General features: G+C 55.6%; 21 protein-coding genes and 1 pseudogene. 5 read left to right on the top strand and 17 right to left on the bottom strand.

The genetic code is table 11. The features are described from left to right. Positions 1 to 41: 41 nt before the first annotated feature. The 3 genes from ACM6JQ_RS25540 to ACM6JQ_RS25530 all read right to left on the bottom strand — a co-directional run bounded on the left by ACM6JQ_RS25540 (position 42) and on the right by ACM6JQ_RS25530 (position 1,882). Positions 42 to 803, bottom strand: coding sequence for an anti-sigma factor family protein (locus ACM6JQ_RS25540; protein ID WP_414894878.1), 762 nt, complete (start codon positions 801 to 803; stop codon positions 42 to 44). Next, positions 800 to 1,285, bottom strand: a complete 486-nt coding sequence (locus tag ACM6JQ_RS25535) for an RNA polymerase sigma factor (RefSeq protein ID WP_414894951.1) — start codon at positions 1,283 to 1,285, stop codon at positions 800 to 802. Before ACM6JQ_RS25535 ends, ACM6JQ_RS25540 begins: the two co-directional genes overlap by 4 nt. Before the next feature lie 63 nt (positions 1,286 to 1,348). Continuing rightward, entirely contained in the window at positions 1,349 to 1,882 is a 534-nt protein-coding gene (locus tag ACM6JQ_RS25530) for a tetratricopeptide repeat protein (protein WP_414894877.1), read from the bottom strand. Positions 1,883 to 2,041: 159 nt separating this feature from the next. Between ACM6JQ_RS25530 and ACM6JQ_RS25525 the strand changes: the two genes are divergently transcribed. Beyond that, the gene (locus ACM6JQ_RS25525; protein ID WP_414894876.1) at positions 2,042 to 2,815 is read left to right on the top strand and encodes a class I SAM-dependent methyltransferase; all 774 of its coding nucleotides are present in this window, start codon (positions 2,042 to 2,044) and stop codon (positions 2,813 to 2,815) included. A gap of 120 nt (positions 2,816 to 2,935) precedes the next feature. Here the strand turns inward: ACM6JQ_RS25525 and ACM6JQ_RS25520 are convergent, their stop codons facing one another. Further along, complete coding sequence (locus ACM6JQ_RS25520; protein WP_095113314.1) at positions 2,936 to 3,274, bottom strand: DUF2834 domain-containing protein; 339 nt, start codon at positions 3,272 to 3,274, stop codon at positions 2,936 to 2,938. A gap of 249 nt (positions 3,275 to 3,523) precedes the next feature. Between ACM6JQ_RS25520 and ilvA the strand changes: the two are divergent. Beyond that, positions 3,524 to 4,519 (top strand): annotated as a pseudogene (gene ilvA, locus ACM6JQ_RS25515) (threonine ammonia-lyase, biosynthetic); the annotation flags it as partial. Between the two features lie 24 nt (positions 4,520 to 4,543). Here ilvA and ACM6JQ_RS25510 read toward each other — a convergent pair. Both ACM6JQ_RS25510 and eco read right to left on the bottom strand, forming a co-directional pair. After that, positions 4,544 to 4,849: an NIPSNAP family protein gene (locus ACM6JQ_RS25510; RefSeq protein ID WP_007912159.1), complete on the bottom strand. Its 306-nt coding sequence runs from the start codon at positions 4,847 to 4,849 to the stop codon at positions 4,544 to 4,546. A 21-nt stretch (positions 4,850 to 4,870) separates the two neighbouring features. Continuing rightward, positions 4,871 to 5,356: a serine protease inhibitor ecotin gene (gene eco / locus ACM6JQ_RS25505; protein WP_007912158.1), complete on the bottom strand. Its 486-nt coding sequence runs from the start codon at positions 5,354 to 5,356 to the stop codon at positions 4,871 to 4,873. Between the two features lie 366 nt (positions 5,357 to 5,722). On the opposite strand from eco, the gene ACM6JQ_RS25500 reads away from it, so the two are divergent. Further along, positions 5,723 to 5,992, top strand: a complete 270-nt coding sequence (locus ACM6JQ_RS25500) for a DUF1652 domain-containing protein (RefSeq protein ID WP_007912157.1) — start codon at positions 5,723 to 5,725, stop codon at positions 5,990 to 5,992. On the opposite strand, the gene ACM6JQ_RS25495 is transcribed toward ACM6JQ_RS25500, so the two are convergent. Further along, the gene (locus tag ACM6JQ_RS25495; protein WP_007912156.1) at positions 5,989 to 6,387 is read right to left on the bottom strand and encodes a hypothetical protein; all 399 of its coding nucleotides are present in this window, start codon (positions 6,385 to 6,387) and stop codon (positions 5,989 to 5,991) included. The genes ACM6JQ_RS25500 and ACM6JQ_RS25495 overlap by 4 nt on opposite strands. A gap of 89 nt (positions 6,388 to 6,476) precedes the next feature. Further along, complete coding sequence (locus ACM6JQ_RS25490) at positions 6,477 to 6,746, bottom strand: DUF2790 domain-containing protein (RefSeq protein ID WP_414894875.1); 270 nt, start codon at positions 6,744 to 6,746, stop codon at positions 6,477 to 6,479. A 496-nt stretch (positions 6,747 to 7,242) separates the two neighbouring features. Between ACM6JQ_RS25490 and ACM6JQ_RS25485 the strand changes: the two genes are divergently transcribed. Next, positions 7,243 to 7,539, top strand: a complete 297-nt coding sequence (locus ACM6JQ_RS25485) for a hypothetical protein (protein ID WP_414894874.1) — start codon at positions 7,243 to 7,245, stop codon at positions 7,537 to 7,539. Positions 7,540 to 7,640: 101 nt separating this feature from the next. On the opposite strand, the gene ACM6JQ_RS25480 is transcribed toward ACM6JQ_RS25485, so the two are convergent. From ACM6JQ_RS25480 to ACM6JQ_RS25450, 7 genes are all read right to left on the bottom strand, one after another. Continuing rightward, positions 7,641 to 8,180 (bottom strand): tetratricopeptide repeat protein, encoded by a 540-nt coding sequence (locus ACM6JQ_RS25480; protein WP_414894873.1) that lies wholly within the window; start codon positions 8,178 to 8,180, stop codon positions 7,641 to 7,643. Positions 8,181 to 8,242: 62 nt separating this feature from the next. Continuing rightward, positions 8,243 to 8,611 (bottom strand): hypothetical protein, encoded by a 369-nt coding sequence (locus ACM6JQ_RS25475; RefSeq protein WP_081498739.1) that lies wholly within the window; start codon positions 8,609 to 8,611, stop codon positions 8,243 to 8,245. 326 nt (positions 8,612 to 8,937) lie between these two features. Then, positions 8,938 to 9,192, bottom strand: a complete 255-nt coding sequence (locus ACM6JQ_RS25470) for a hypothetical protein (protein ID WP_414894872.1) — start codon at positions 9,190 to 9,192, stop codon at positions 8,938 to 8,940. 222 nt (positions 9,193 to 9,414) lie between these two features. Next, positions 9,415 to 10,389: a tetratricopeptide repeat protein gene (locus ACM6JQ_RS25465; RefSeq protein WP_007912139.1), complete on the bottom strand. Its 975-nt coding sequence runs from the start codon at positions 10,387 to 10,389 to the stop codon at positions 9,415 to 9,417. 12 nt (positions 10,390 to 10,401) lie between these two features. Further along, complete coding sequence (locus ACM6JQ_RS25460) at positions 10,402 to 13,674, bottom strand: hypothetical protein (protein WP_007912137.1); 3,273 nt, start codon at positions 13,672 to 13,674, stop codon at positions 10,402 to 10,404. Positions 13,675 to 13,708: 34 nt separating this feature from the next. Then, positions 13,709 to 14,572 carry a DUF4123 domain-containing protein gene (locus tag ACM6JQ_RS25455; RefSeq protein WP_007912135.1) on the bottom strand — a complete coding sequence of 288 codons (864 nt, stop codon included), beginning with the start codon at positions 14,570 to 14,572 and terminating at the stop codon, positions 13,709 to 13,711. Then, the gene (locus ACM6JQ_RS25450) at positions 14,563 to 16,617 is read right to left on the bottom strand and encodes a type VI secretion system tip protein VgrG (protein ID WP_414894871.1); all 2,055 of its coding nucleotides are present in this window, start codon (positions 16,615 to 16,617) and stop codon (positions 14,563 to 14,565) included. Before ACM6JQ_RS25450 ends, ACM6JQ_RS25455 begins: the two co-directional genes overlap by 10 nt. Positions 16,618 to 16,990: 373 nt before the next feature. Here ACM6JQ_RS25450 and ACM6JQ_RS25445 point away from each other — a divergent pair, with 373 nt between their 5' ends. Continuing rightward, the gene (locus tag ACM6JQ_RS25445; RefSeq protein WP_007912132.1) at positions 16,991 to 18,292 is read left to right on the top strand and encodes an OprD family porin; all 1,302 of its coding nucleotides are present in this window, start codon (positions 16,991 to 16,993) and stop codon (positions 18,290 to 18,292) included. 111 nt (positions 18,293 to 18,403) lie between these two features. On the opposite strand, the gene ACM6JQ_RS25440 is transcribed toward ACM6JQ_RS25445, so the two are convergent. Both ACM6JQ_RS25440 and ACM6JQ_RS25435 read right to left on the bottom strand, forming a co-directional pair. Next, positions 18,404 to 19,024 carry a hypothetical protein gene (locus ACM6JQ_RS25440; protein ID WP_095113307.1) on the bottom strand — a complete coding sequence of 207 codons (621 nt, stop codon included), beginning with the start codon at positions 19,022 to 19,024 and terminating at the stop codon, positions 18,404 to 18,406. A 45-nt stretch (positions 19,025 to 19,069) separates the two neighbouring features. Next, complete coding sequence (locus ACM6JQ_RS25435) at positions 19,070 to 20,008, bottom strand: carbohydrate kinase family protein (RefSeq protein ID WP_414894870.1); 939 nt, start codon at positions 20,006 to 20,008, stop codon at positions 19,070 to 19,072. Between the last annotated feature and the right edge of the window lie 13 nt (positions 20,009 to 20,021).

Genomic DNA, 20,021 nt, shown 5'->3' with positions numbered 1-20,021 from the left:
TGGAGTCCTTGAAAAATCACTCACCCAGAATAGTGCAGCATTTATCCGGTGTTTAAACGGCTGTTCAACAGTTTTGCCTTGTCTTCCAGCGCCACCGGGGCGTCGTGTCCGATCAGCATCCACGCGTGTTCACGTTCAGTCCAATACACCACGTTCATCTCACGTCGACGCTCATGGGCCAACGGCTGACTGCCGCGGTTCGAGCGCGTGACACACAGCGCCAACGGCCCATGTTTCGCATCCAGATATACGATCTGCGCGATGGGCACACCGTCGTATTCGAGCATCTGCGCCCGTTTGAACTCGGCACCTTGTAACTTCAACGCGGCAGGTGAAAGATTGAGGCCCAGGCGCGCATCGATCGTGCGCAGTTGTGCCCGTTGTGCGGCGTCGTCGGTGGGCAGATGATCAAGCGTTTGCGGCACGTACAGCGCCATGTAATCAGCCACCAACCCTCGCCAGTTATTCGATTGTGCGGCATGCCAGCCGAGGAACAAGCGGTCGGCCAACACCCCGCCGGCCACTAGCGCTGCGGCGGCGCCAGCGATAAACCAGCGGCGGTTGAAGCCCGGACGCTGCGGTGAAGGCATCGCATCCAGCCGCGCCTGCAGGCGATCGAGCGGCGCCTGTTGCGCCAGTTCGTCATAGGCGTTCTTGTATGGCAGATTGCTGCGGCTGAGCCATTGCACGCGCAGACTCAGCAGCGAGTCTTCAGCAATGGCATTGTCCAGCTGATCGCGGTCCTCACGGTCGAGTTCGCCGTCGAGGTAGGCGACCAGTTGTTCATCCGAAGGCGTGTTCATGAACGGTCTCCTTCGGTGGGTTTAGGCACTGCTTGCAACGGCGGGTATTCGGCGAGTTTCAGCCGTGCGGTGGCCAGGCGACTCATCACCGTACCGATCGGCACTTGCAGGATCTCGGCGACTTCGCGGTAGGACAAGCCTTCGACATAGGCCAGATACACGGTTTCGCGTTGGGTTTCCGGCAGCGCGTCCACTCGGCGAATCACCTGCGCGGCCATCACGTGCGTCTGCGCGGCGTACTCACCGTCGAACGCCAGTTGACCATCGGCATCGACCTGTCCCGTCCCCTGACGCACGCGACGAGCGCGCACTTCGTTGAGCCAGATCGAATGCAGAATGCTCAGCAACCAGCGATCCATGCGCGTGCCGGCCACATACTGACTGGCGCGCTCCAGCGCCCGCACACACGTGGCCTGCACCAGATCCTCGGCCACGTGCCGATTGCGCGACAACAGCAAACCATAGCGCCACAGTCGCGCCAGATGTTGTCCGAGTTCTGTTCTGAATGCCTGATCGTTGACGATGATGACGGCCCTTATATGTGCTCAGGTTTTCGATGAATCGTTGATGGCTTCGGCCAGATCCTGGTATTCCTCGCAGGACATACCGCAAATCGATTTGATCTGCTGCAACTGTTCCTGCGCCAGATCGACGCGACCTTTGATCACATAGGCCTCGCCGAGGTATTCGCGCACTTGCGCGTACTGCGGATCGAGTTTCACCGATTGTAGGTAATAACCGATGCCTTCGTCGGTGCGCCCCAGTTTGCGTGTGGCGTATCCGCGATAGTTGAGGGCCTTGGCAGTGTTCGGTTGCTTCAGTGTGTCGAGCAGCGTCAGAGCTTCTTCGTAGCGACCGACCTTGGCGAGGCGATAGGCATAATCGGTACGGTCGGCATCCGAAAGTGCTTTGCTGACTTGCATCACACACTTCTGCGTTTTGCTGTCCCAGACCTGGCCTTTCGGGCATTCGGGTTTCTGCACCGGCGCTTCTTCATCACCATTGGCCAAGGCCAGTTGGCTGGACATCGCGGCGACCAGCAGCAACGGGGCGGCGAACATAACGGAACGGATAGTCATGGGCAAGGCTCCACAGGGGGTTATGTTTCACTTTGAACACCACAGGGTGAATTTTTATTCATCGCTTTATCAGTGACTGTTCAAGTTCAGCGTAAATTCAAGCGCTATGCTCGGGAGCGTCTGCCGTCGATCCGATGTTTTGCCGTAAGGAGCGTTGCCATGACCGACCAAATCCATCACTCAGCCGCTGCCGGCTACAAAACCGCCGCCGACACCTACGTCAAAGGGCGGCCGGACTATCCGCCGCAAGTCAGTCAATGGTTGACCGCGACGCTGGGCCTGGATGGGCATAAAACCGTGATCGATCTGGGCGCCGGTACTGGCAAGTTCACCGGGCGGCTGGTGGCGACCGGCGCACAAGTGATCGCGGTTGAACCGGTGCCGCAGATGTTGGAAAAGCTGTCTGACGCCTGGCCCGATGTGCTGGCCGTGAACGGCACGGCGACTGATCTGCCGTTGCCGGACGCTTCAGTCGATGTGGTGATTTGCGCGCAAGCGTTTCACTGGTTCGCCAGCACCGAAGCAATGACCGAAATCGCCCGGGTACTCAAGCCCGGTGGCCAGTTGGGGTTGATCTGGAATCTGCGCGACACCCAGGTCAGCTGGGTGCCGAAACTGGACGCCATCGTCAACGCACTGGAAGGTGACACGCCACGCTATTACACCGGCGCCTGGCGCACAGTGTTTCCGCACCCGGCGTTCGCGCCTCTGCAGGTCGAACGGTTTCACCATGGCCATACCGGTTCGCCGGAGGACGTGATTTTCAACCGCGTGCGCTCGACCAGTTTCATCGCCGCGCTGCCGGAGGCGCAGCGGGCGAAGGTTGATGAGCAGATTCGCGCGTTGATTGCCGCCGAGCCGGAACTGCGTGGTAGGGATGTGGTGACGGTGCCTTACGAAACCGCCGCGTTCGTCGCCGTAAAAAAGGGCTGAATGCCATGACATTCCAGTGTAGGAGTGAGCCTGCTCGCGATAGCGGAGTGTCAGTCACCTCATCTTTGGCTGACACTCCGCTATCGCGAGCAGGCTCACTCCTACAGGGGTTTCAGGTGTTCATAGTATCTGGCTGCACTTTGCCACCGCCTTCCGCCGTTCGCGAACCCCGCGCATCACGAGATACAACAACGGCCCAACCGAGACAAAAACCGCCGTCAGCAACAAATAAGGCACCACCGACCAGACCGACTGCCCACGCGACCGCGCATCCTTGACCATCCATACGCCGGCCAGAGTCGCCAGCAGATACAGATCAATCACCACCTGCGCGGTGTCGGGCCGCGACATCAGGCTGATGCCAAAGTCGATCAATGACTGTTCAGCCTGGAGCATCACTGAAACGGTGTAAGCGCTGAACGCGAGTAAAGCCGTGAGGGGCAGGGCGATAGACATCATGCAAGCCTTCCTTGGTGTGATGAGAGAGTCGCCAGACTAACGTCGCCACGCAAAATTGGCCATTGACTTGCCAGCACCGTGCAGGCTAATTTCCAGTCCATGACTTCGACTGTATCGCGTTGCCAGCCAATGATTATTACCGCCATTCCTCATTTGGCGGGCTAGCTCACGACTGCAGCACCCAACCCGCCCTAGAGGCGGGTTTTTACTTTCTGTCTCCGGGGTTTTGAAAAATGTCAGGAGACGACCATGCCGCACAGCCCCGATCAGCAAACCCTGCTTGAGCACTACGTGAAAAAGATCCTCGCCGCACCGGTGTACGACCTCGCGGTGCGCACGCCTTTGCAAGCGGCGCCGGCGCTGTCGGAGGCGCTGGGCAACCGGATTCTGCTCAAGCGTGAAGACCTGCAACCGACGTTCTCCTTCAAGATCCGTGGCGCCTACAACAAATTGGTGCAATTGAGCGACGAACAGAGGGCGCGGGGGGTAATCACCGCATCGGCTGGCAATCACGCGCAAGGCGTGGCATTGGCAGCACGCGAACTGGGGATTGCAGCGACCATCGTCATGCCAGCGACAACGCCGGAATTGAAAGTGCTGGGTGTACGCAGTCGCGGCGCTGAAGCGCTGCTGCACGGCGAGAGTTTCCCGTTCGCACTGGCCCATGCGCTGCAACTGGCGCAACAGACTGGGCGCACCTTCGTTTCACCGTTCGATGACCCGGAAGTGATCGCCGGGCAGGGCACCGTGGCGATGGAAATCCTCCGCCAGCATCAAGGTTCGCTGGATGCGATTTTTATCCCGGTGGGCGGCGGCGGTCTGATCGCCGGCATCGCGGCCTACGTCAAATACCTGCGCCCGGAAGTACGGATCATCGGCGTCGAATCTGAACACTCAGCGTGCCTGAAGGCTGCGCTCGAAGCAGATCAGCGCGTGGTGCTGCCCAATGTCGGCACCTTCGCCGATGGCGTGGCGGTAGCGCAGATTGGCGCGTTCGGGTTTGAGGTTTGCCGCTTTTGCGTCGACGAAGTCATCACCGTCAGCAACGACGATCTCTGCGCGGCGATCAAGAATATCTACGACGATACCCGCTCGATCACCGAACCGTCCGGCGCCTTGGCCGTGGCCGGGATCAAGCAGTACGTAGCGCGAACCGGGGTGCGCGAGCAGACATTCGTGGCGATCGACTCGGGCGCCAATATCAACTTCGACAGCCTGCGCCATGTCGCCGAGCGCGCCGCGATGTGCGGCGTCTCGGCATGATGAGGTTTACGACAGCAACGGGCGCAGGAAGCTGCGCTCGTAGCTGACGATAAACTTCTTCTCGACCAGGCTGGCCACCAGTGCAGTGCTTTCCGGATCGGTCATCGCGATGTGTCGATAGCTTTCGTAATCCGCCAGCGACGGAAAACTGAACAGGCAATAAGCGATGTTGCTCGCGCCTTCGGACGGCAAAAAGTAGCCGTGATGGGTGCCGCCCAAGCGCTCGACGATGCCGAGCCAGGCCTTGGCGTAAGCCTCGAACTCAGGCAATTGGTAGGGATCAATGACATATCGGACGTGGCAGGTAATCAAACGAAGCACTCCTTGTTCCGGTTATTCCTGCAGGGCTGTACCGACTTTGTCCGACGCCGACCAGATGCGATAACGCACTTCGACGTCAGACGGCGCATACACCACGACCGGCAACTTGCTGTTGTACCGCAGCATGAAACCGTCACCAACGACCGGCACGAACGCGCGCTTCTTCTGGCTGCCGGGTGGGCAGGCCATCATCGTGCTCATCGGCCCAATGACTTTTTCCAGGCGATAGAACGGATAACCCCAGCCCTCAAGATTCTTCTCATCGAGAACGCCGCCCAAACGCTGGCGATTGCAGTCCACTTCCAGGGTTTTGCCGGCGAGGATTTCCACCTGGAAGTTTTCTTCCTGCTCTTGCTTGGGCAAGTGAATGACCTGGCGGGTGAACCCGGCTTCAGCCTTCGGGAACGGCGCGACGTCTTCAAGCTTGGCGGCGTGGGCGAGGGTGGACAGGCTGGCGATGAACAAACCGGTGGTCGCGTAAACGCGTAAAGAACCCATGGAAGCCTCCGTGCGGGTGTAGGGTGGATGACGGGCATTCTTACCGTCATGGGCCGTGATTGCAAACCAGCGTCGAGTTGCAAAATGCAGTGCCGGCAGGGGCCATTCTTGCAATTTGCAAGTAGCCAAATGCCGGCACCGCCGCCAAGTGCTTGATTTCATGAGGGTGAAAATGAATCGATGAAAGGCACGCTTTATGCGTCTTTTCAGTGCGGCGCACCGGACTTGGGCGCCTACACTCCAATGGGCATTTCGCAGTACCACCGCTTGTCGCACCAGGGAAACAGCGGGGACACACCCGTGCAGGGGCAGCAACGGTCAGCGTGAATACTTGATTGGCATCTCACAGTAAGGAGAGGGTTCGCCATGTTTCTGTCTGCCTTGGAACTACGCAATATCATTGAAAGCAGTTTTCTGCCGAAACGCTGCCAGTGCACGCTGTCGCCGGACTTGTCGATGACCGTCAAGGTTTTCGGCGATCATCAGACCGATCAGGTCGATCTGCTGGTCAGTGGCATCGACGCCAGCCATCTCAATGGCTGTCGTGAAATCAACGAACTGATCGCCGGGCTGCGCTCGGATCTGAACCAGCAAACTGTGCAACATCACTACAGCCCACGCTCCAGAGTCGTCTAACGCACCGTTTCACCCAGTTCGACCGTCACGCGCCGGGCCTGCACAAAACCAAGGCCCAGCGCGAACTCGACCAGCACCGCGAGCAAAATCCCGGGGCCGGCATGACCGTTCAGCCATTCCGCAAAACCCAGCACCGCCAAACCAAAACAACCGACGATAAACCCGTTGCTCAGCGCATTGCGCCCCAGCGACGGCGGTGCATTGCGCACCAGATAAAACATCACTCCCAACGCCGCAAACAGCACCGCACTGCGCCGCGCGACAAATCCGGCCCCTTCGGAATATTCAATGCTCCAGATCGCCAGCAACATGTCCGGGACAAAGCCCCAGGCCAGCGCCAACAGAAAACACAACGAAGAAGTGAGACCCGACAACGTGCGAAACGACAACTGCATGGCGAATCCTTGCGGCAGTGAGGAGGGCTCCGAGCATAACCGCCGAAACTCCCCACGCCTACCGCAAACCCGCAAATCAGACGTTTCTGTCAGTTCTGGAAGTTGCACGCGTCAGACAATTTCCGATAGCTGATTTCCTCAGGCTTACCGGCGTTGTCGATGTACTTCATGTCGGCCGTGACCACTTTGCACAGTTGCGTTGGCGGCTCGGTCAACGACACCACCTTGGCCACATGCAGCGGCATGCCGTACTCATACGGCACGGCTTTGGACGTGGCAGAGGTGTCATTGGCCTGGGCCAGCCCGGCGAACGCGGTGCAGGCGAGGGCGACGCTGAGCAATAAAGGACGAATGTTCATGAAAGGACTCCCGTGTGGCGGTTCTAGAGTTCGGCGTGATGCACCCGAACCTGCCGCACTGGGCAACAGCCAAAATGGCTGAGGGCGTGCGGTTCAGTAGAGTTTTTGACCACGGCGTTAAGAGATGGTTAACCGGGCTGAACGCCGGCTGTCAGGGAGTGCGGCGGTTTTCTTTGGAAGGTTTGGCGAATTCCTACAAAGGCTGGTGCCTTGTCTGCTTTCGGCGGTTGGAGCGGGGCGGTTATTGTCGGTTGCCGCTGCAAAATCAGTGGTTCGGGTTTGGTCACCTGAGAAAAGTTCATTGCATATGTGCCATCATTTGCACCGCTCGGATTACCTAATCCGTGGAGTGCATTGCAGTGGCGGCTGTGTGCAGGACGCCTTCGGGCGAGCTGAGTTTTGAACTGTTCTCGGTTGACCAAGCCTGTACACGGCCGCCTCCCACCGTTTGGTCACGGCTATGGCGGTTACCCTCTAATACAGTTGAGTAATCAAAATGCCAATAATTAAACCGCTTCAAAACCGCTATCTCCCCCTCAGCAGCAACGTCACCGAAACCCCGACGCTGCTCATCGACACCCAAGCCAACCCGAAAGACATCCTCGAAGCCGCCGTCCAGCGCATCCGCGCCGCCGCCGACCTGCTCGAGACCTTGCATTGCCTGTGCTTCAAACACGCCGACGTGCAAGACATTCCACACATCACCCATGCGCTGTACCTGCTGACGCAGGATGGCAATGATTTGCTGCAGGTCGCGCAGCAGCAGATGTTGAGTTGGAAGGCGCCGGTTTGATGGGCTAGTAAAAACGGGAGTAGGACGGCGCTGGGCTAACTCCGAGCTATCTACTCCTCCCGTTTGTATGATTCTTGCGCCACTGTTTTGAATAAAATAATCTAACGGCTTAGCTTGTCAGGGAAAAAAGACAGGGGTGGATGCGTTGATATCCATTTTTTTGATTGTTCCTTGGCTTCTAATATCTGCGAAGGGGTTAGCTTGGAAGCAATAAGCGGAAGCTTGTATTTAACGTTTTCCTGCATTCCTCCACCACCATCCAAGATGCTTAGGGAGTGAATGAGCGAGTATCCCTGTACAGGCTCATAAGGAAAGCCATAGGTGTCAGGCTCGTGAGCCAAGTATGAACCGTATCCATATATGGACTCTGCATAACCCGTAACTGCCGCTTGTTCATTCCAATGCCGGAAGCCTTCAATATTCCCCTTCTCAAAAAGAAGAACCGCCAACTCCATCATTGACTTAGGATTGCCGCCTTCAGCCGAAAGTTTGTACCATTTTTCAATCGCCTCACTTCGCCTCCATGGAAGTAAAAAAATCTCACCTTGTTTCAATGAAGTTGCCACCCAGTATTGCGCAATAGCATTTCCTGAAGATGCAGCCTTTTCTAACCAAATATCATCTAGCGTTATTTCGTACATCAGGTACATCGCTTCTGCGTCACCCGCGTCAGCTTATTGTCGGGCTAACTGTTTTGCTTGATTTAACCACTCTGCAGGTGTTTTTTGCGAAGGGGGCAGTCACTTGATATGTTACATAGATCTTGCTCTATACGCCCTAACTGAATCATTGCATATAGGTTGTTTTGGTTCGCAGACGCTTCGTACCATTTTCTGGCAATTGCGTTCATATAGTGATTTTTTGTTCGAAGAGCTTCGCCTAAATAATACTGAGCTTCAGGATCGCCAGCCTCTGCAGCAATTGTTAAAAAGGAGATGGCTGAAGTGGCCTTGTACTGGTTGTAAAGTGCAATGCCTTTGTTTTTAGCGATTTTCTGCTGTGCATCCAGTTGGGCTTCCCCGTAAGAAGGAAGTGATGTCATGAGTAGCAGAAAAATGGCCAAATACTTCATGGGTTCTATCAGCTTAACTTGTCAGAAAGAGGATAATGATAGATTTAGTTTTTAGCGACTTAATTTGTCTGGGTAGAAGGGAAGTGGGGCGTGAGTAGCCTTCCATTCTTTCGCAAGTTGTTTGCCTTCTGAAATTTGTTCAGCTGTCATCTTCGCTTCAATTTTTGGTAGCTTGCTCTCCACTCTTTCTTGTAAACCCCCACCGCCGTCTAGCTTCTTCAGGTAAGCGAGCGCATAACCTTTAACGACATCGAATAGAAATCCATACGTGTCTGGCTCATGAGCAAGATCAGAGCCGTAACCATAAACCTTTGTGGCGTAACTTGCTAAGCTGCTTGCTCATTCCAATGACGGAACCCTTCAATATCATCTTTTCCATAAAGAAGGGCTCCGTATTCCATCATGGAAGGCGGGTACCCACCCTCAGCTGAAGCTTTGAATAGTTTTTCGACAACTTCTGAGCGTTTCCATGGAAGGAAAAAACCGTCCCCCTGATGGTAGCTTTTAGCTAACAAATACTGTGAAATTTGGTGATTTTTTGTAGCTGCCTTTTCATACCACTTTTTTGCTTCAGAATTCATATAGCTATTTTTTTTGTCGCAATGACTCAGCTATATAATATTGTGCCTCATGGTCTCCAGCCTCTGCCGCTATTCTCAGTAGAGGAGGCGCTGAAACAGCTTTAAAATGATTGTAAAGAACTATGTCGCGATATTTCATTGCAAGTTTGTAGTCACTTAGTGCCAGTGCGGCGGGGTTAAAAGCGACTAGCAAAAAACCTGCGATAGGAAGTTTTATGGTGATCAACGGCTAAGTTTGTCAGGAAAAAAAGAGAGAGGAGGGTGCGACGCAGCCCATTCTTGAGAAAACTTTTTTGCTGCTTCAATCTGTTCAGCAGTCATTTTAGCGGCGATTCGAGGTAGCGTGTACTCAACATTTTCCTTCATGCCACCACCCCCGTCGAGCTCGGACAGCCAGTATAAAAGCGCGTACCCCTTAATTAAATCTAGCGGAAATCCAAATCTGTCAGGCTCATGTGCCAAATCCGAGCCGTAGCCGAAAACAGTAGTTGCATACCCCGTTAGCGCTGTCTTTTCGACCCAATGGCGATAGCCTTCTACATCACCTCGTTCATATAAAATGGCGGCATAATTCATCATTGACTTGGGGTAGCCGCCTTCAGCCGAAAGCTTAAACCATTTTTCAACTGCTTCTCTTCGTTTCCAAGGCAGGAAAAAGCCATCGCCTTGCTTGACGGAAACCGCCATCCAGTACTGTGCAAATGCATCTCCCGCAACGGCGGATCTTTCAAGCCAAGTATCATCTAGCGTGATTTCATACATTATGTACATCGCCTCCGCGTCTCCAGCTTCGGCTTTTTCTTGAGCTATATTTTTTGCCTGATTCAACCAATCAATTGCTTGCTTCTGCGAAGTGGGGCAGTCGTTGGATATTTCGCACATGTCGTGCTCAATGCGGCCCAATTGGATCATGGCATAAAGATTGTTCTGACCTGCCGATGCTTCATACCATTTTCTGGCCTCATTGTTCATGTAATGATTTTTCTTTCGAAGAGACTCTCCTAAATAATATTGTGCTTCGGAGTCGCCCGCTTCTGCTGCTGTTGTTAAAAAAGGGATCGCAGAAGTGGCTTTGTATTGGTTATATAAAATAATCCCAGTGTTTTTCGCCGAGCTTTGCTCTTTTGTCAGTTCAGTGTTTGCATAGCAGTTGAGCGTGAAAAACATCAATAGCGAAAGTGCTGTTTTGATTAACATGAGGGTTCCGAGCTAAATGGTTGTTTTTGGAGTGCCAACATAGGTGGCTTTGCCGGAGGGGATATAGGTACGCCCGTAATACTGAGTTCGCTGACAGAAGCTGTCTCGTTTTGCACCTAGTAACTTGACGTGGGATGAGTATCGTTCGCGCATTCGGTCACCATCAATTTCCACGAGGCGCAACACTGCTTCATTCATGAAATTATCAAGATCCAAGCGGCTTTCACAGTATTTTTGATCTGCGTTCTTCGGTTTCAAGCCGAACTTGTTCATGCTCATGCAGATCTCTACGAATTGGCTCTGCGCTTTGTCCAGACAGTTTTGCTTTTGAGCGTTATTTACTATCCACGCTAATATTCTTTCGATCGCTCTTTGTTGGATTAGATGAGCCTCATCGGCGCTGTATTTTCGTTCTTCTTTATTTGATGGGTTCGAAGGGGATGACGCGTTGATAGTGAATCCTTCTGGCGGACTAATTAACGTCATGAGCAGAGGGCCAAGTGCTCCTGGGATCGCGTTGACACACCACTCCTCGATTTCTGCTTGTTGGTCATAAAACATAATCGTGTCTGCGATCAGTCCTCCTTTTCCAGTGGAGGTCAAGCTTTCATAAAGGCTCATCACTGCATCTACCCCCATGAGATAAATCATCCCTACATCGAAGCCGGAGATAGCAAGCGAATTCATTTTGGATAAGTAAGCGTACGTCTCATCTTCAATGACAAAAATCGGGTTTTGATTGTTTTTGTACAGTTCTCTACGGAACATGTTAAGCAACTCAGTGACGGCGTCGTACCCCACTTCGAACTTGAAGGAGCCTCCTACGCCGGGGCCGGCTATCAATGCGGCCTTGAGCACCAGAACCAGACGCCCCTCGTGCAAGGAAATACTGGCTTCAGCCCTCGCACCGAGACCGGCTGCGGCATTGAGTTCCACGGTCAAACGCGCAAGGCTAAACCATTCGCTGGCCTTCATTCCGGCAGCTTTGCCGGCAACGGGCGCTTTGGTTAGCAAGGCTACTTCGGAGGGGGGAGCCCAGTTTAGCGCTCCGGTGACCATGATCCCGGTTTGCAGGCCTGCGAACAGATTGAATGCGGCTTTTGCGCCATCCTGTATCTGTAGCGTTTCAGGAGCTCTTTTAATTTGGCCACTTTTTTCAGTTCTCGCGTAGCTGCGCTTATCGGGGTTGCGAACGACTGGTTCCGGAGGCGCTAAATGGAAGCCAGCGTTGCTGACATCCAATGCAATTTCCGAAGAAAGCAGCAACGATGCTCCGGCGTAGCCCCAAGCCTTCGCGCCTAGATAGAGCGAAAAACGTCCGAGGTTCATCTTCTGCTGTATGTCTTCGGCGTTTCGGTAGGTGATAACGATATCTTTAGCGCTGGCGCGGTCTGGCAAGTCGACTTTGAAGAGTTCGACTTCACCCCTGGCAAGGTCAACGGCAAAGGTCGCCTTCGCCGAGGCCTGGAATCCTTCGGCCAATGTCCAATCAGGCCCCTCTACTTTTGTCGACGAATGGATGATCTTCGTGGTGGAAGGCATCAGGCAACGAACCAACTGTGCCTGCGGAGTGATGTCGAAAATGCGGAAGGTCTTGCGAACGTTGTCCTTGAACAACACTTGCTGCAACCGGTCTCCCCATTCTTTACGCGTTCCAGCGCTCTCCAGCGCCGTAACCTTGTACTTTTTGCTTTCAAGATAGGCGTTGAATTTTTCGATCTCGAACCAGCCTTCGGAGGAGAACCAATCGCTTTCCTGATCCTTGATCCTCAAAGCGCCTTCGTCTTTCAGCCACTGTCCGAACAAGCTCAGCTCAGTGTCGGTCGTTGCTTTTCCATCACTATTGCCCGGACGCTTCGCCAGATCTTTGACCTTGGCGCCAACTTTCTTCCAGTCATCTTTAACGGTCTGTTTGATTCGTGGCAGCGAATACATGCTGAGATAGGTCAGAGGTTTTTTCAGGCTGTCCGCCATGCTCATCTCGGCCAGCGGGAAGCCGTTCTTGATCAAACGCTCTTCAGGTCTTGCCTGAAATTGTTCTGGCTCCCACAACAGATGACGGCGAACAGTCGCCGTTTCCACATTGTTTTCAGCCTGGAGCCGTAGTGTTTCTTTTGATGCTTGCAGCCGATCCCAGGCGGTGCGCTCATTGGTGACAAGGTTGGTGGGCGCCTTGGCTTGTCGTCCACTTGCCTCGATCCAGCTTTTGTATTTGGTACTGAGGCGTTCATTGACCTCTTTTTGCTCTTTCTCTAGTGCCAGATACTGCTTGAACAAGTCGACGCCACCCTCGACTGCTCCCCCTTCGGGGATCAGTGCGAACTCGGGCAAGGCAATTCCGTACTGAGCAACATCGGTGATGGCATCCAGATAAGCGTTATAAGTCGCTTTCCTTTCCTTGCGTTTGATTTCCTGGTCACGCACATAAGTACACAGCATCAACTGATTATTGGTGCCGCACATCGCGATGTCATCTATCCGCTTTTTGTCCTGAGCGAGCATCGGGGCGAGTTCTGCCGATGTTAACGTGGTTAGATCCTTGTCTTCTAACAGCGCTTCTCGTGCTTTCAGATATTTTTGAACGGCTTCACGAGCGGCTATGGCTTTCGGCGCATAAAGACTGCCGCTTTCGTACGCGTAGCCTTTTTCCGTCGCGGCGGCAATGGCCGTACGCTTGAGCTTTTTCCATTCACTGTGCATGCCGTGCACGCGAGTAGCGTCTTCACGGGCGGACATCAATTCGTTTCTTTTGATCTGATCCTGTTCGAGGCGCGTGAGAGGCGTTGCAGGTGCTTCTGCTTCTGCTTCTGGTGCTGCGGCTTTCCTGCTCTGTTGCGATTCAAGCAGGGCCGCGTCCAGATTACTTATGTTGGGATGTTGAGTTTCGATCTCCAGCATCCGGGATTTCTCTTCACCCTCAAGAAAGTTTGCCAGCTTGGGTTCGAGGAAATACTCCAAGAGACCGGATTCGTAGAGCCCTTTTTTGCGCTCTTCGGGTGACTTGGTAGAGCTAACTTTTTGTTCCAGATCGCTGGAAGCTTCTTTCAGTGCCGAATTGGTTCGCTCCGGCAGCAACCAGAATGATTCATTCTCAGTGTCGTAAATGGCGCTGCCATAAACGGTGGAGCAGGGCGTTTTCACTTTGTCGTGATCGCCTGGTGTATCTTCCGGCGCTTCGGGTTGTTCACCGATATCCCGAGGTGGTTTTGCACAAGTCTCGTCTGCAACTACTGGTGTAGCAGGTGCCGACTCGGTGTTAGTTGTTGCGCTGGTGTTCTGTTCCATTTCGCTTCCATTCATTCTTTACGGACGGGGGTCATCAAGCAGCGCTGATAGCGAGTTGCTGCAACTGCTGCACTTTGATGAACGACTCTTCCCTGGATTGCAGGATGGCCATTGCCTGAGGCTGCATTTCGAGCAGCGGGCCGTTGGTGATTTGGCCCAGTTTCAGTAAATGACGACCTTCGTAAATGTTGTGGGCAACCAGCACGTTCAGGTTTTCCACGAGGTTGGGCAGTTGTTCGTCGGTGGGTTCACCGTAGGCAGCGTATTGCTCGTCTGCCCAATAAACCCAACCCAGATGCTCCTGAACCTTTGGCGCTGTTGGCGGCAGGTTGAACGCTGAGACGTCGCCCAGCCATTCAAGTTCCGAAACGGGGCGCCAGCTGAGCCAGCGACCGCGATTACGCCCGAAGTGGACCGGTGCCGGGCTGTAAACGTGTTGCCAAGGGCCGAAAAGTTGATGCGAACTTTCACCAGCGGTGTAGGCCAGCGCGGCCCACAGGCTTGGCTTGTGATAGCTCAACAGGCTTTGGCCACCTGAGCCATCGTTGGCACGCAGGAGCCAGCGGGCATGTGCCAGTGCCTTGGCTGGATCTGTTGTGGAGAGGGCAATGCCGGAGAAATTTTCTTCGCAGAGCTTTGCCGCTTCGGCTGCGAGTCGACTGCCCCACGGGGCGACCAGCCAGAGAGGACCGTCAGCGGCAATTTCAGCGAAGTCGGTGTTGAGAAACAGACCTTGGGTGTCTACGGGCTCGCCGACACGGTACAGGCGGCTCATGGCTTCCGGCTGACGGACGCGATCAATGATGAAACACAGGGTCAGGTCGGAGCTTTCTCTCGGCAATTCCTCGAACCCATGGCGTGGCGCTTCGAGGAGGGCGGTCAGCGCTTTTACATGCATGTGCAATCCTTACGGCTGCAGGCGCCGTTGCTTTGTTTTCCGCACAACGGCGTGATACCTGACTCGTTCAGACGCTTTGGAAGCGGGATGAGTACTTTTCCGGCCTTATCCGCATCCGCCACTTTCATCGGTCCCGGCAGCAATGGTGCCGCAGGCGTCCCGACCCCAGGCGAGCCGCCAGTGTTGACCTTCACTTCGGCACCGCTGATGGTCACGCCACCCGCGTCAACCTTGACGAAACTCCCGCCAGCCTTGGCCGTGAGTTCCATCGCACCTTCGACCACCACTTTCTGGCCGGCGTAGTAATGGATTTCTGACCCGGCCTCGACAAACTGCGCAGTCCCGACCTTCAGGTGCTGGGTGACACCCACGGTCAGGTGATCATCCGCACGCATCTCGCTGATGCGATCCAGATGCGTAATTCGGTGCTCTTCAACCTTGAACTCGCTCAGCGTGTTGGCTTCAACGGTGTCATGTCGTTCGTTGCCGACGCGAATCTTCTGATCGTGCTCAATGTTCTCATCCCAATCGCGTTGAGCATGGATGTAGATCTGCTCGACGCCTTTTTTGTCTTCGATACGGAATTCGTTGTAGCCCTTGCCGCCCGGTGAGCTCAGGGTCTTGAAGGTGCTGCGGGTTTTGTTTGCCGGCAGGTCGTAGGGGACGACGTTTTCCTTGTGGTACAGGCAACCGGTGACCAGCGGCTGGTCGGGATCGCCTTCGAGGAAGGTGACGAGGACCTCCATGCCGATGCGCGGGATGGCGATGCCGCCATACGCCGCGCCGGCCCAGCCGCTGGCGACGCGCATCCAGCAGGTGGTTTTGTCGTTGGACTGGCCGTCGCGGTCCCAGTGGAATTGCACCTTGATGCGGCCGTATTGGTCGCAGTGAATCTCTTCTCCTGCCGGGCCGGTTACGACCGCGGTCTGGCTGCCGAGGACTTTCGGTTTCGGGTGTTCAAGGGCAGGGCGGTAGTGCGCGTCCCACGGGGTGGCGAGGAAGCTGTTGCGGTAGCCCTGGTGGAAATCGCTTTTGTTGTCGGTGACGTCGCTGGTGACGTTTTCGCCGAGGACTTGCGGTTGTTTGCCTTCGTGGAAGACTTCCAGCAGTAGCCACAGGTCGTTCCATTCGGCGCGCGGGTGTTCGGCCAGCGTGAGGAAATGGCCGCTGGTGAGGGTTGGTTCGTCACCTTTGCCTTCGGCGAGTTTGTAGTCGCTGCGATGGCGTTCGAGCGCGCGGGTGGAGAGGAACTTGCCGCGCTCGCGAGTAGTGAAGCGGCCGGGGTAGTCGTAGTCCTCGAGGTCCGGGGCGAACTCGGTTTTGACCGCGCCTTCGGGGAGGATCTTTGGTTTTTCGAAGTCGTAGTCGCGGCGGCTGACGCGGGTGGTGCGGGTTTCCAGGCGCAGGTTGAAGCGTTTGATCACCGGTTTGTCGGCGGCCATGCCGGAGTCTTGCTGGTAGCTCACCGGTTTCAGCTTGCGGAACACGGTCTGGTCGTCGCCGAACACCAGTTTGTGGCCGCTGCTGCTGTGCTGGAAGTGGAAGTGAATGCCTTCTTCTTCGCACAGGCGCTGGATGAAGTGCAGGTCGGATTCGTCGTACTGCACGCAGTATTCGCGTTGCGGGTATTCGGCGCCGAGCTGGAAACTGTAGGCGTCGGCGAGGATGCCGCGATCTTCCAGCACCTGAGCGATGATCTTCGGCACGGTCAGTTGCTGGAAGATCTGCTGATCGTGGTTGTGCCGCAGGTAGGCCAGTTGTGGCACCAGGCTGAGGCTGTAACGGGTCAGGGTCTTGCCGGAGTCGCCTTGCTCGATGCGATAAACCAGACCGTGGATCTTGCCTTCGCCGGTCGGGCCGAAGGTCAGGACGCCGGGCTTGTGCAACAGCTCTTCGAGTTTGAGGTCGGGGCGGGCGCTGACGAGTTCGAGGTCGAAACGGAACGGTTGGTTGAGGGCTTCGCGACCGGTGAAGCTGAGGACTTGCAGGTCGGCGTTGGCGCCTTCAAGCGTGAGGGTGATGTGGGTTGCGTTGGCGTCCAGCATGCCTTGAATTCCGTCCGTTGAATAAGCAGGTGACGGATGATGGAGGATTAAGCAGCCTCGTTCAAGGCACAAAAGCCGTAGGTCTGGCAGGTTTGCGGTATAGGGAAAACCCTTAGATGGGGTGTTTGGCCCAATGAAAACGGGTGTTTAGTGCGAATTGGCGTTGATCGCCGGCAACTTTTCCCACGATCCCGGGTTGAAGAATCCTCAGTCAGATTCAGACTAAAGTCGCCTGTAGCACGTCAAAGCCATCTGCCATCATTGCCGTTCACCCCTGCGTGTTCACTTTCTCCCGGTCAATCTGACCCGGGACGGGAGCTATTTTTCTGGCTTGTTGCGCGCTTGCGCAAACGCTGCATTGTTGGAGTTTTTCATGCGTCCCCCATTTCCCCTCATCACCCCGCGCCAGTCGTTTGGCTTCGGAGCCTTTGTGCTGTGCGCAGGTTTTACCGCACAGGTTCAGGCCAGCGGATTCTTTGAAGACACCACGGCGAAAATCGAATCGCGCACGGTGTACTTCAACCGCGATTTCCGTGATGGGAGCACCTCGAACGCTCAGGGCGCCTCCAAGCGTGAAGAGTCGGCACAGGGCTTTATTCTCAACCTGCAATCGGGCTACACCGAAGGTACGGTGGGTTTTGGTATCGATGCGCTGGGCATGCTTGGCTTTCAACTCGATTCCAGCCCGAACCGCAGCAACAGCGGCTTGCTGCCTTCCAGTGGCAACGATCCGCGCGGCTCGAAAGGCCAGTACGCGAAAATGGGCCTGACCGCCAAGGTCAAAGTCTCGGACACCGTGCTGAAGTACGGCGCGCTACTGCCGGATCTGCCGTTGCTGAAATACAACGACGGCCGTTTGCTGCCGACCATGTTCAATGGCGCCATGCTCACTTCTAAAGAGCTGAAAGACCTGACCTTCATGGCCGCGCGTCTGGACAAGTACACCGCGCGTGATTCCACCGATTCGCAAGACATCCGCGTGCACTGCAAGAACAAGCGCTACGCGTGCAACACCACCGCCGATCATTTCGACATGTACGGCTTCGACTACAAGATCAACGATCGCCTGACCGCGCAGTATCACTACGCCGAACTGGAAGACATCTATCGTCAGCACTTTGTCGGGCTGTTGGGTAATCAACCGTTAGCTGGCGGTGTACTTAAAGCAGATCTGCGGGTGCTGAAGAGTGCCGACAGCGGTGATGCCAAGGCCGGTTCCATTGATAACCGTGCGTTGAGCGGCATGTTGTCGTATGCGCACAGCGGCCATACGTTCAGCGCCGGTTGGCAGCGTATGAACGGCGACAACTCGATGCCGTACCTCGATGGCAGCAATCCGTATCTGGTCAACTACGTGCAGGTCAACGACTTCGCCGCCGCGCAGGAACGTTCGTGGCAGTTGCGTTATGACTATGACTTCAAGGCCATTGGCATTAATGGTTTGAGCTTCCTGACCCGTTATGTGAACGGTGACCACATCAAGGTGTTGGGCAGTGATCAGGAAGGCAAGGAGTGGGAACGCGACAGCGAGTTGAAGTATGTGATTCAGACGGGCACGTTCAAGGATGTGAGTCTGCGTTTGAGGAATGCTACGTATCGCACCAATTATGAGAAGTTTGCCCGGGATGTGGATGAGACCCGGTTGATTGTGAGTTATAGCTTCTCCGTCCTGTAAGGGCCCCCACTGTAGGAGCTGCCGCAGGCTGCGATCTTTTGACGTTGATCGTTAAAAACAAGATCAAAAGATCGCAGCCTTCGGCAGCTCCTACACGGGATCCCGAAGCTGTTACAACCAATGCCAGAACCGGCTCCAGAATCCGCGATTCAAATCCTCTTTGCACCCGGCATATTGCCGCGCATAAACATCCGAACGAGTCTGCACTTTGCGCGCCGTCGGCATCAGCCACGCTTTGCTGGCGTAAGTCTTGTTGCGGAAGCCGCCCCAGCCTTCGTGGTAGTTGAGGTACTGGTTATAGGCGTCGTACTTGTAGACGCCGTTGATCGAATAGGTCTTGTCCATGTACCAGCCGACAAAGTCGATGGCGTCGTCGAAGTCTTCGCGATCGGCTCCGCTGCGACCGGTGCTTTTCTGATAGTCGGCCCAGACTTCATCTTTGGCTTGCGCATAGCCCGATGCGGTGGACACACGGCCCCACGGGATCACCCAGAGCAAGTATTTGCGCGGAGTCTTGGCGTCGTAGCGGTAGCCGGATTCCTGATACATGATCGCGAAGGGCACCTGAATCGGCACGCCCCAGCGTTTTTGCGTGACTTGCGCCGCGTCGTACCAGTCGCTTTTCTCGCGGAAAATCTCGCAGATATCTTCCGGCGAACGGGGCGGCGAGGTGCCGCACCCGCTCAGTAGCGTTGCCAGTGTCAGTAGTCCAAGCGTCTGCCTGTAATTCAAAAGCCGTTATCCCGTCGTGCGCAAAAAGGCCGACAGTCTACGCGTTCAACTCAATTGGTGACGATAGGGCAGATCCGGGCCGGTCTTGCTGCAGGTCAGCGCGGCGGCTTGTACGGCGAACTTGAGCATGGCGTCGATCTGCTCGCGGGCGAGTTGCTGCACGCCTTCGACCGAATCCAGACCGTGCTCGGTCAGCCAGGTGATCAGCGCGGCCTGGAAGGTGTCACCCGCGCCAACGGTGTCGGCGATTTTCACCGAGGCCGCCGGCACCGACCAGTTGCCATGCTGGCGGCTGAACACACTGGCGCCGTCGCCGCCACGGGTGAGGAAGACAATCTGACAGCGGTGTTCGAGCCAGCCTTCGATCACGCGTTGCGGATCCTGTTCGGGGTAGAGCAGGCTCAAGTCTTCGTCGCTGACCTTGATCAGATCGGCCAGTTGCACCAGCGTCGCGATGCGCTCACGCCACAGGTCGATGTTCGGCTCGGGATTGAGGCGTACGTTCGGGTCGAGGGTGATCAGGCGTTTGCCGCTCTCGCGCTGTACCAGCGTCAGCAAGGTGTCGCCAATCGGCTGCACCACCAGCGAGAACGAGCCAATGTGCAAGCCGCGCACCTCAGGACCCAGCGCCGGCAGATGCACCAGACTCAACTGCCGGTCCGCGCAGCCTTCACCGCGAAAGCTGTAGTGCGGCGAGCCATTGGCACCGACGGCGACCATGGCCAGCGTGGTCGGCGCGGCGAAATCCACCAGATAGTCCGGGCACACACCTTCATCCTGCAGCACTTGCTGCAAGCGGCGGCCGAGGTAGTCAGTGGACAGCCCGCCAAACAAGGCCGAGTCCACGCCCAGACGGCGCAAACCCACGGCGACGTTGAACGGCGAGCCGCCGGCAATCGCCTTGAAATTGACTTTCGAGGCCAGACCGCTGGCGTCGTCTTCACTGAAAAAATCAAACAGGGCTTCGCCACACACCAAATACATAATTGTTTGCTCT

The sequence above is a fragment of the Pseudomonas sp. IT-232MI5 genome (assembly GCF_949767845.1).
Classification (GTDB): Bacteria; Pseudomonadota; Gammaproteobacteria; order Pseudomonadales; family Pseudomonadaceae; genus Aquipseudomonas.
The sequence above is the reverse complement of the archived record's forward strand: the minus strand, read 5'-3'. Positions and strand labels throughout refer to the sequence as shown.

Bases quoted from the DNA above. Each gene is read 5' to 3' on its own strand.
- ACM6JQ_RS25540 (WP_414894878.1), bottom strand. From the start codon at position 803: ATGAACACGCCTTCGGATGAACAACTGGTCGCCTACCTCGACGGCGAA.
- ACM6JQ_RS25530 (WP_414894877.1), bottom strand. From the start codon at position 1,882: ATGACTATCCGTTCCGTTATGTTCGCCGCCCCGTTGCTGCTGGTCGCC.
- ACM6JQ_RS25525 (WP_414894876.1), top strand. From the start codon at position 2,042: ATGACCGACCAAATCCATCACTCAGCCGCTGCCGGCTACAAAACCGCC.
- ACM6JQ_RS25520 (WP_095113314.1), bottom strand. From the start codon at position 3,274: ATGATGTCTATCGCCCTGCCCCTCACGGCTTTACTCGCGTTCAGCGCT.
- eco (WP_007912158.1), bottom strand. From the start codon at position 5,356: ATGGGTTCTTTACGCGTTTACGCGACCACCGGTTTGTTCATCGCCAGC.
- ACM6JQ_RS25500 (WP_007912157.1), top strand. From the start codon at position 5,723: ATGTTTCTGTCTGCCTTGGAACTACGCAATATCATTGAAAGCAGTTTT.
- ACM6JQ_RS25495 (WP_007912156.1), bottom strand. From the start codon at position 6,387: ATGCAGTTGTCGTTTCGCACGTTGTCGGGTCTCACTTCTTCGTTGTGT.
- ACM6JQ_RS25490 (WP_414894875.1), bottom strand. From the start codon at position 6,746: ATGAACATTCGTCCTTTATTGCTCAGCGTCGCCCTCGCCTGCACCGCG.
- ACM6JQ_RS25485 (WP_414894874.1), top strand. From the start codon at position 7,243: ATGCCAATAATTAAACCGCTTCAAAACCGCTATCTCCCCCTCAGCAGC.
- ACM6JQ_RS25480 (WP_414894873.1), bottom strand. From the start codon at position 8,180: ATGTACGAAATAACGCTAGATGATATTTGGTTAGAAAAGGCTGCATCT.
- ACM6JQ_RS25475 (WP_081498739.1), bottom strand. From the start codon at position 8,611: ATGAAGTATTTGGCCATTTTTCTGCTACTCATGACATCACTTCCTTCT.
- ACM6JQ_RS25470 (WP_414894872.1), bottom strand. From the start codon at position 9,192: ATGAATTCTGAAGCAAAAAAGTGGTATGAAAAGGCAGCTACAAAAAAT.
- ACM6JQ_RS25465 (WP_007912139.1), bottom strand. From the start codon at position 10,389: ATGTTAATCAAAACAGCACTTTCGCTATTGATGTTTTTCACGCTCAAC.
- ACM6JQ_RS25460 (WP_007912137.1), bottom strand. From the start codon at position 13,674: ATGGAACAGAACACCAGCGCAACAACTAACACCGAGTCGGCACCTGCT.
- ACM6JQ_RS25455 (WP_007912135.1), bottom strand. From the start codon at position 14,572: ATGCATGTAAAAGCGCTGACCGCCCTCCTCGAAGCGCCACGCCATGGG.
- ACM6JQ_RS25450 (WP_414894871.1), bottom strand. From the start codon at position 16,617: ATGCTGGACGCCAACGCAACCCACATCACCCTCACGCTTGAAGGCGCC.
- ACM6JQ_RS25445 (WP_007912132.1), top strand. From the start codon at position 16,991: ATGCGTCCCCCATTTCCCCTCATCACCCCGCGCCAGTCGTTTGGCTTC.
- ACM6JQ_RS25435 (WP_414894870.1), bottom strand. From the start codon at position 20,008: ATGTATTTGGTGTGTGGCGAAGCCCTGTTTGATTTTTTCAGTGAAGAC.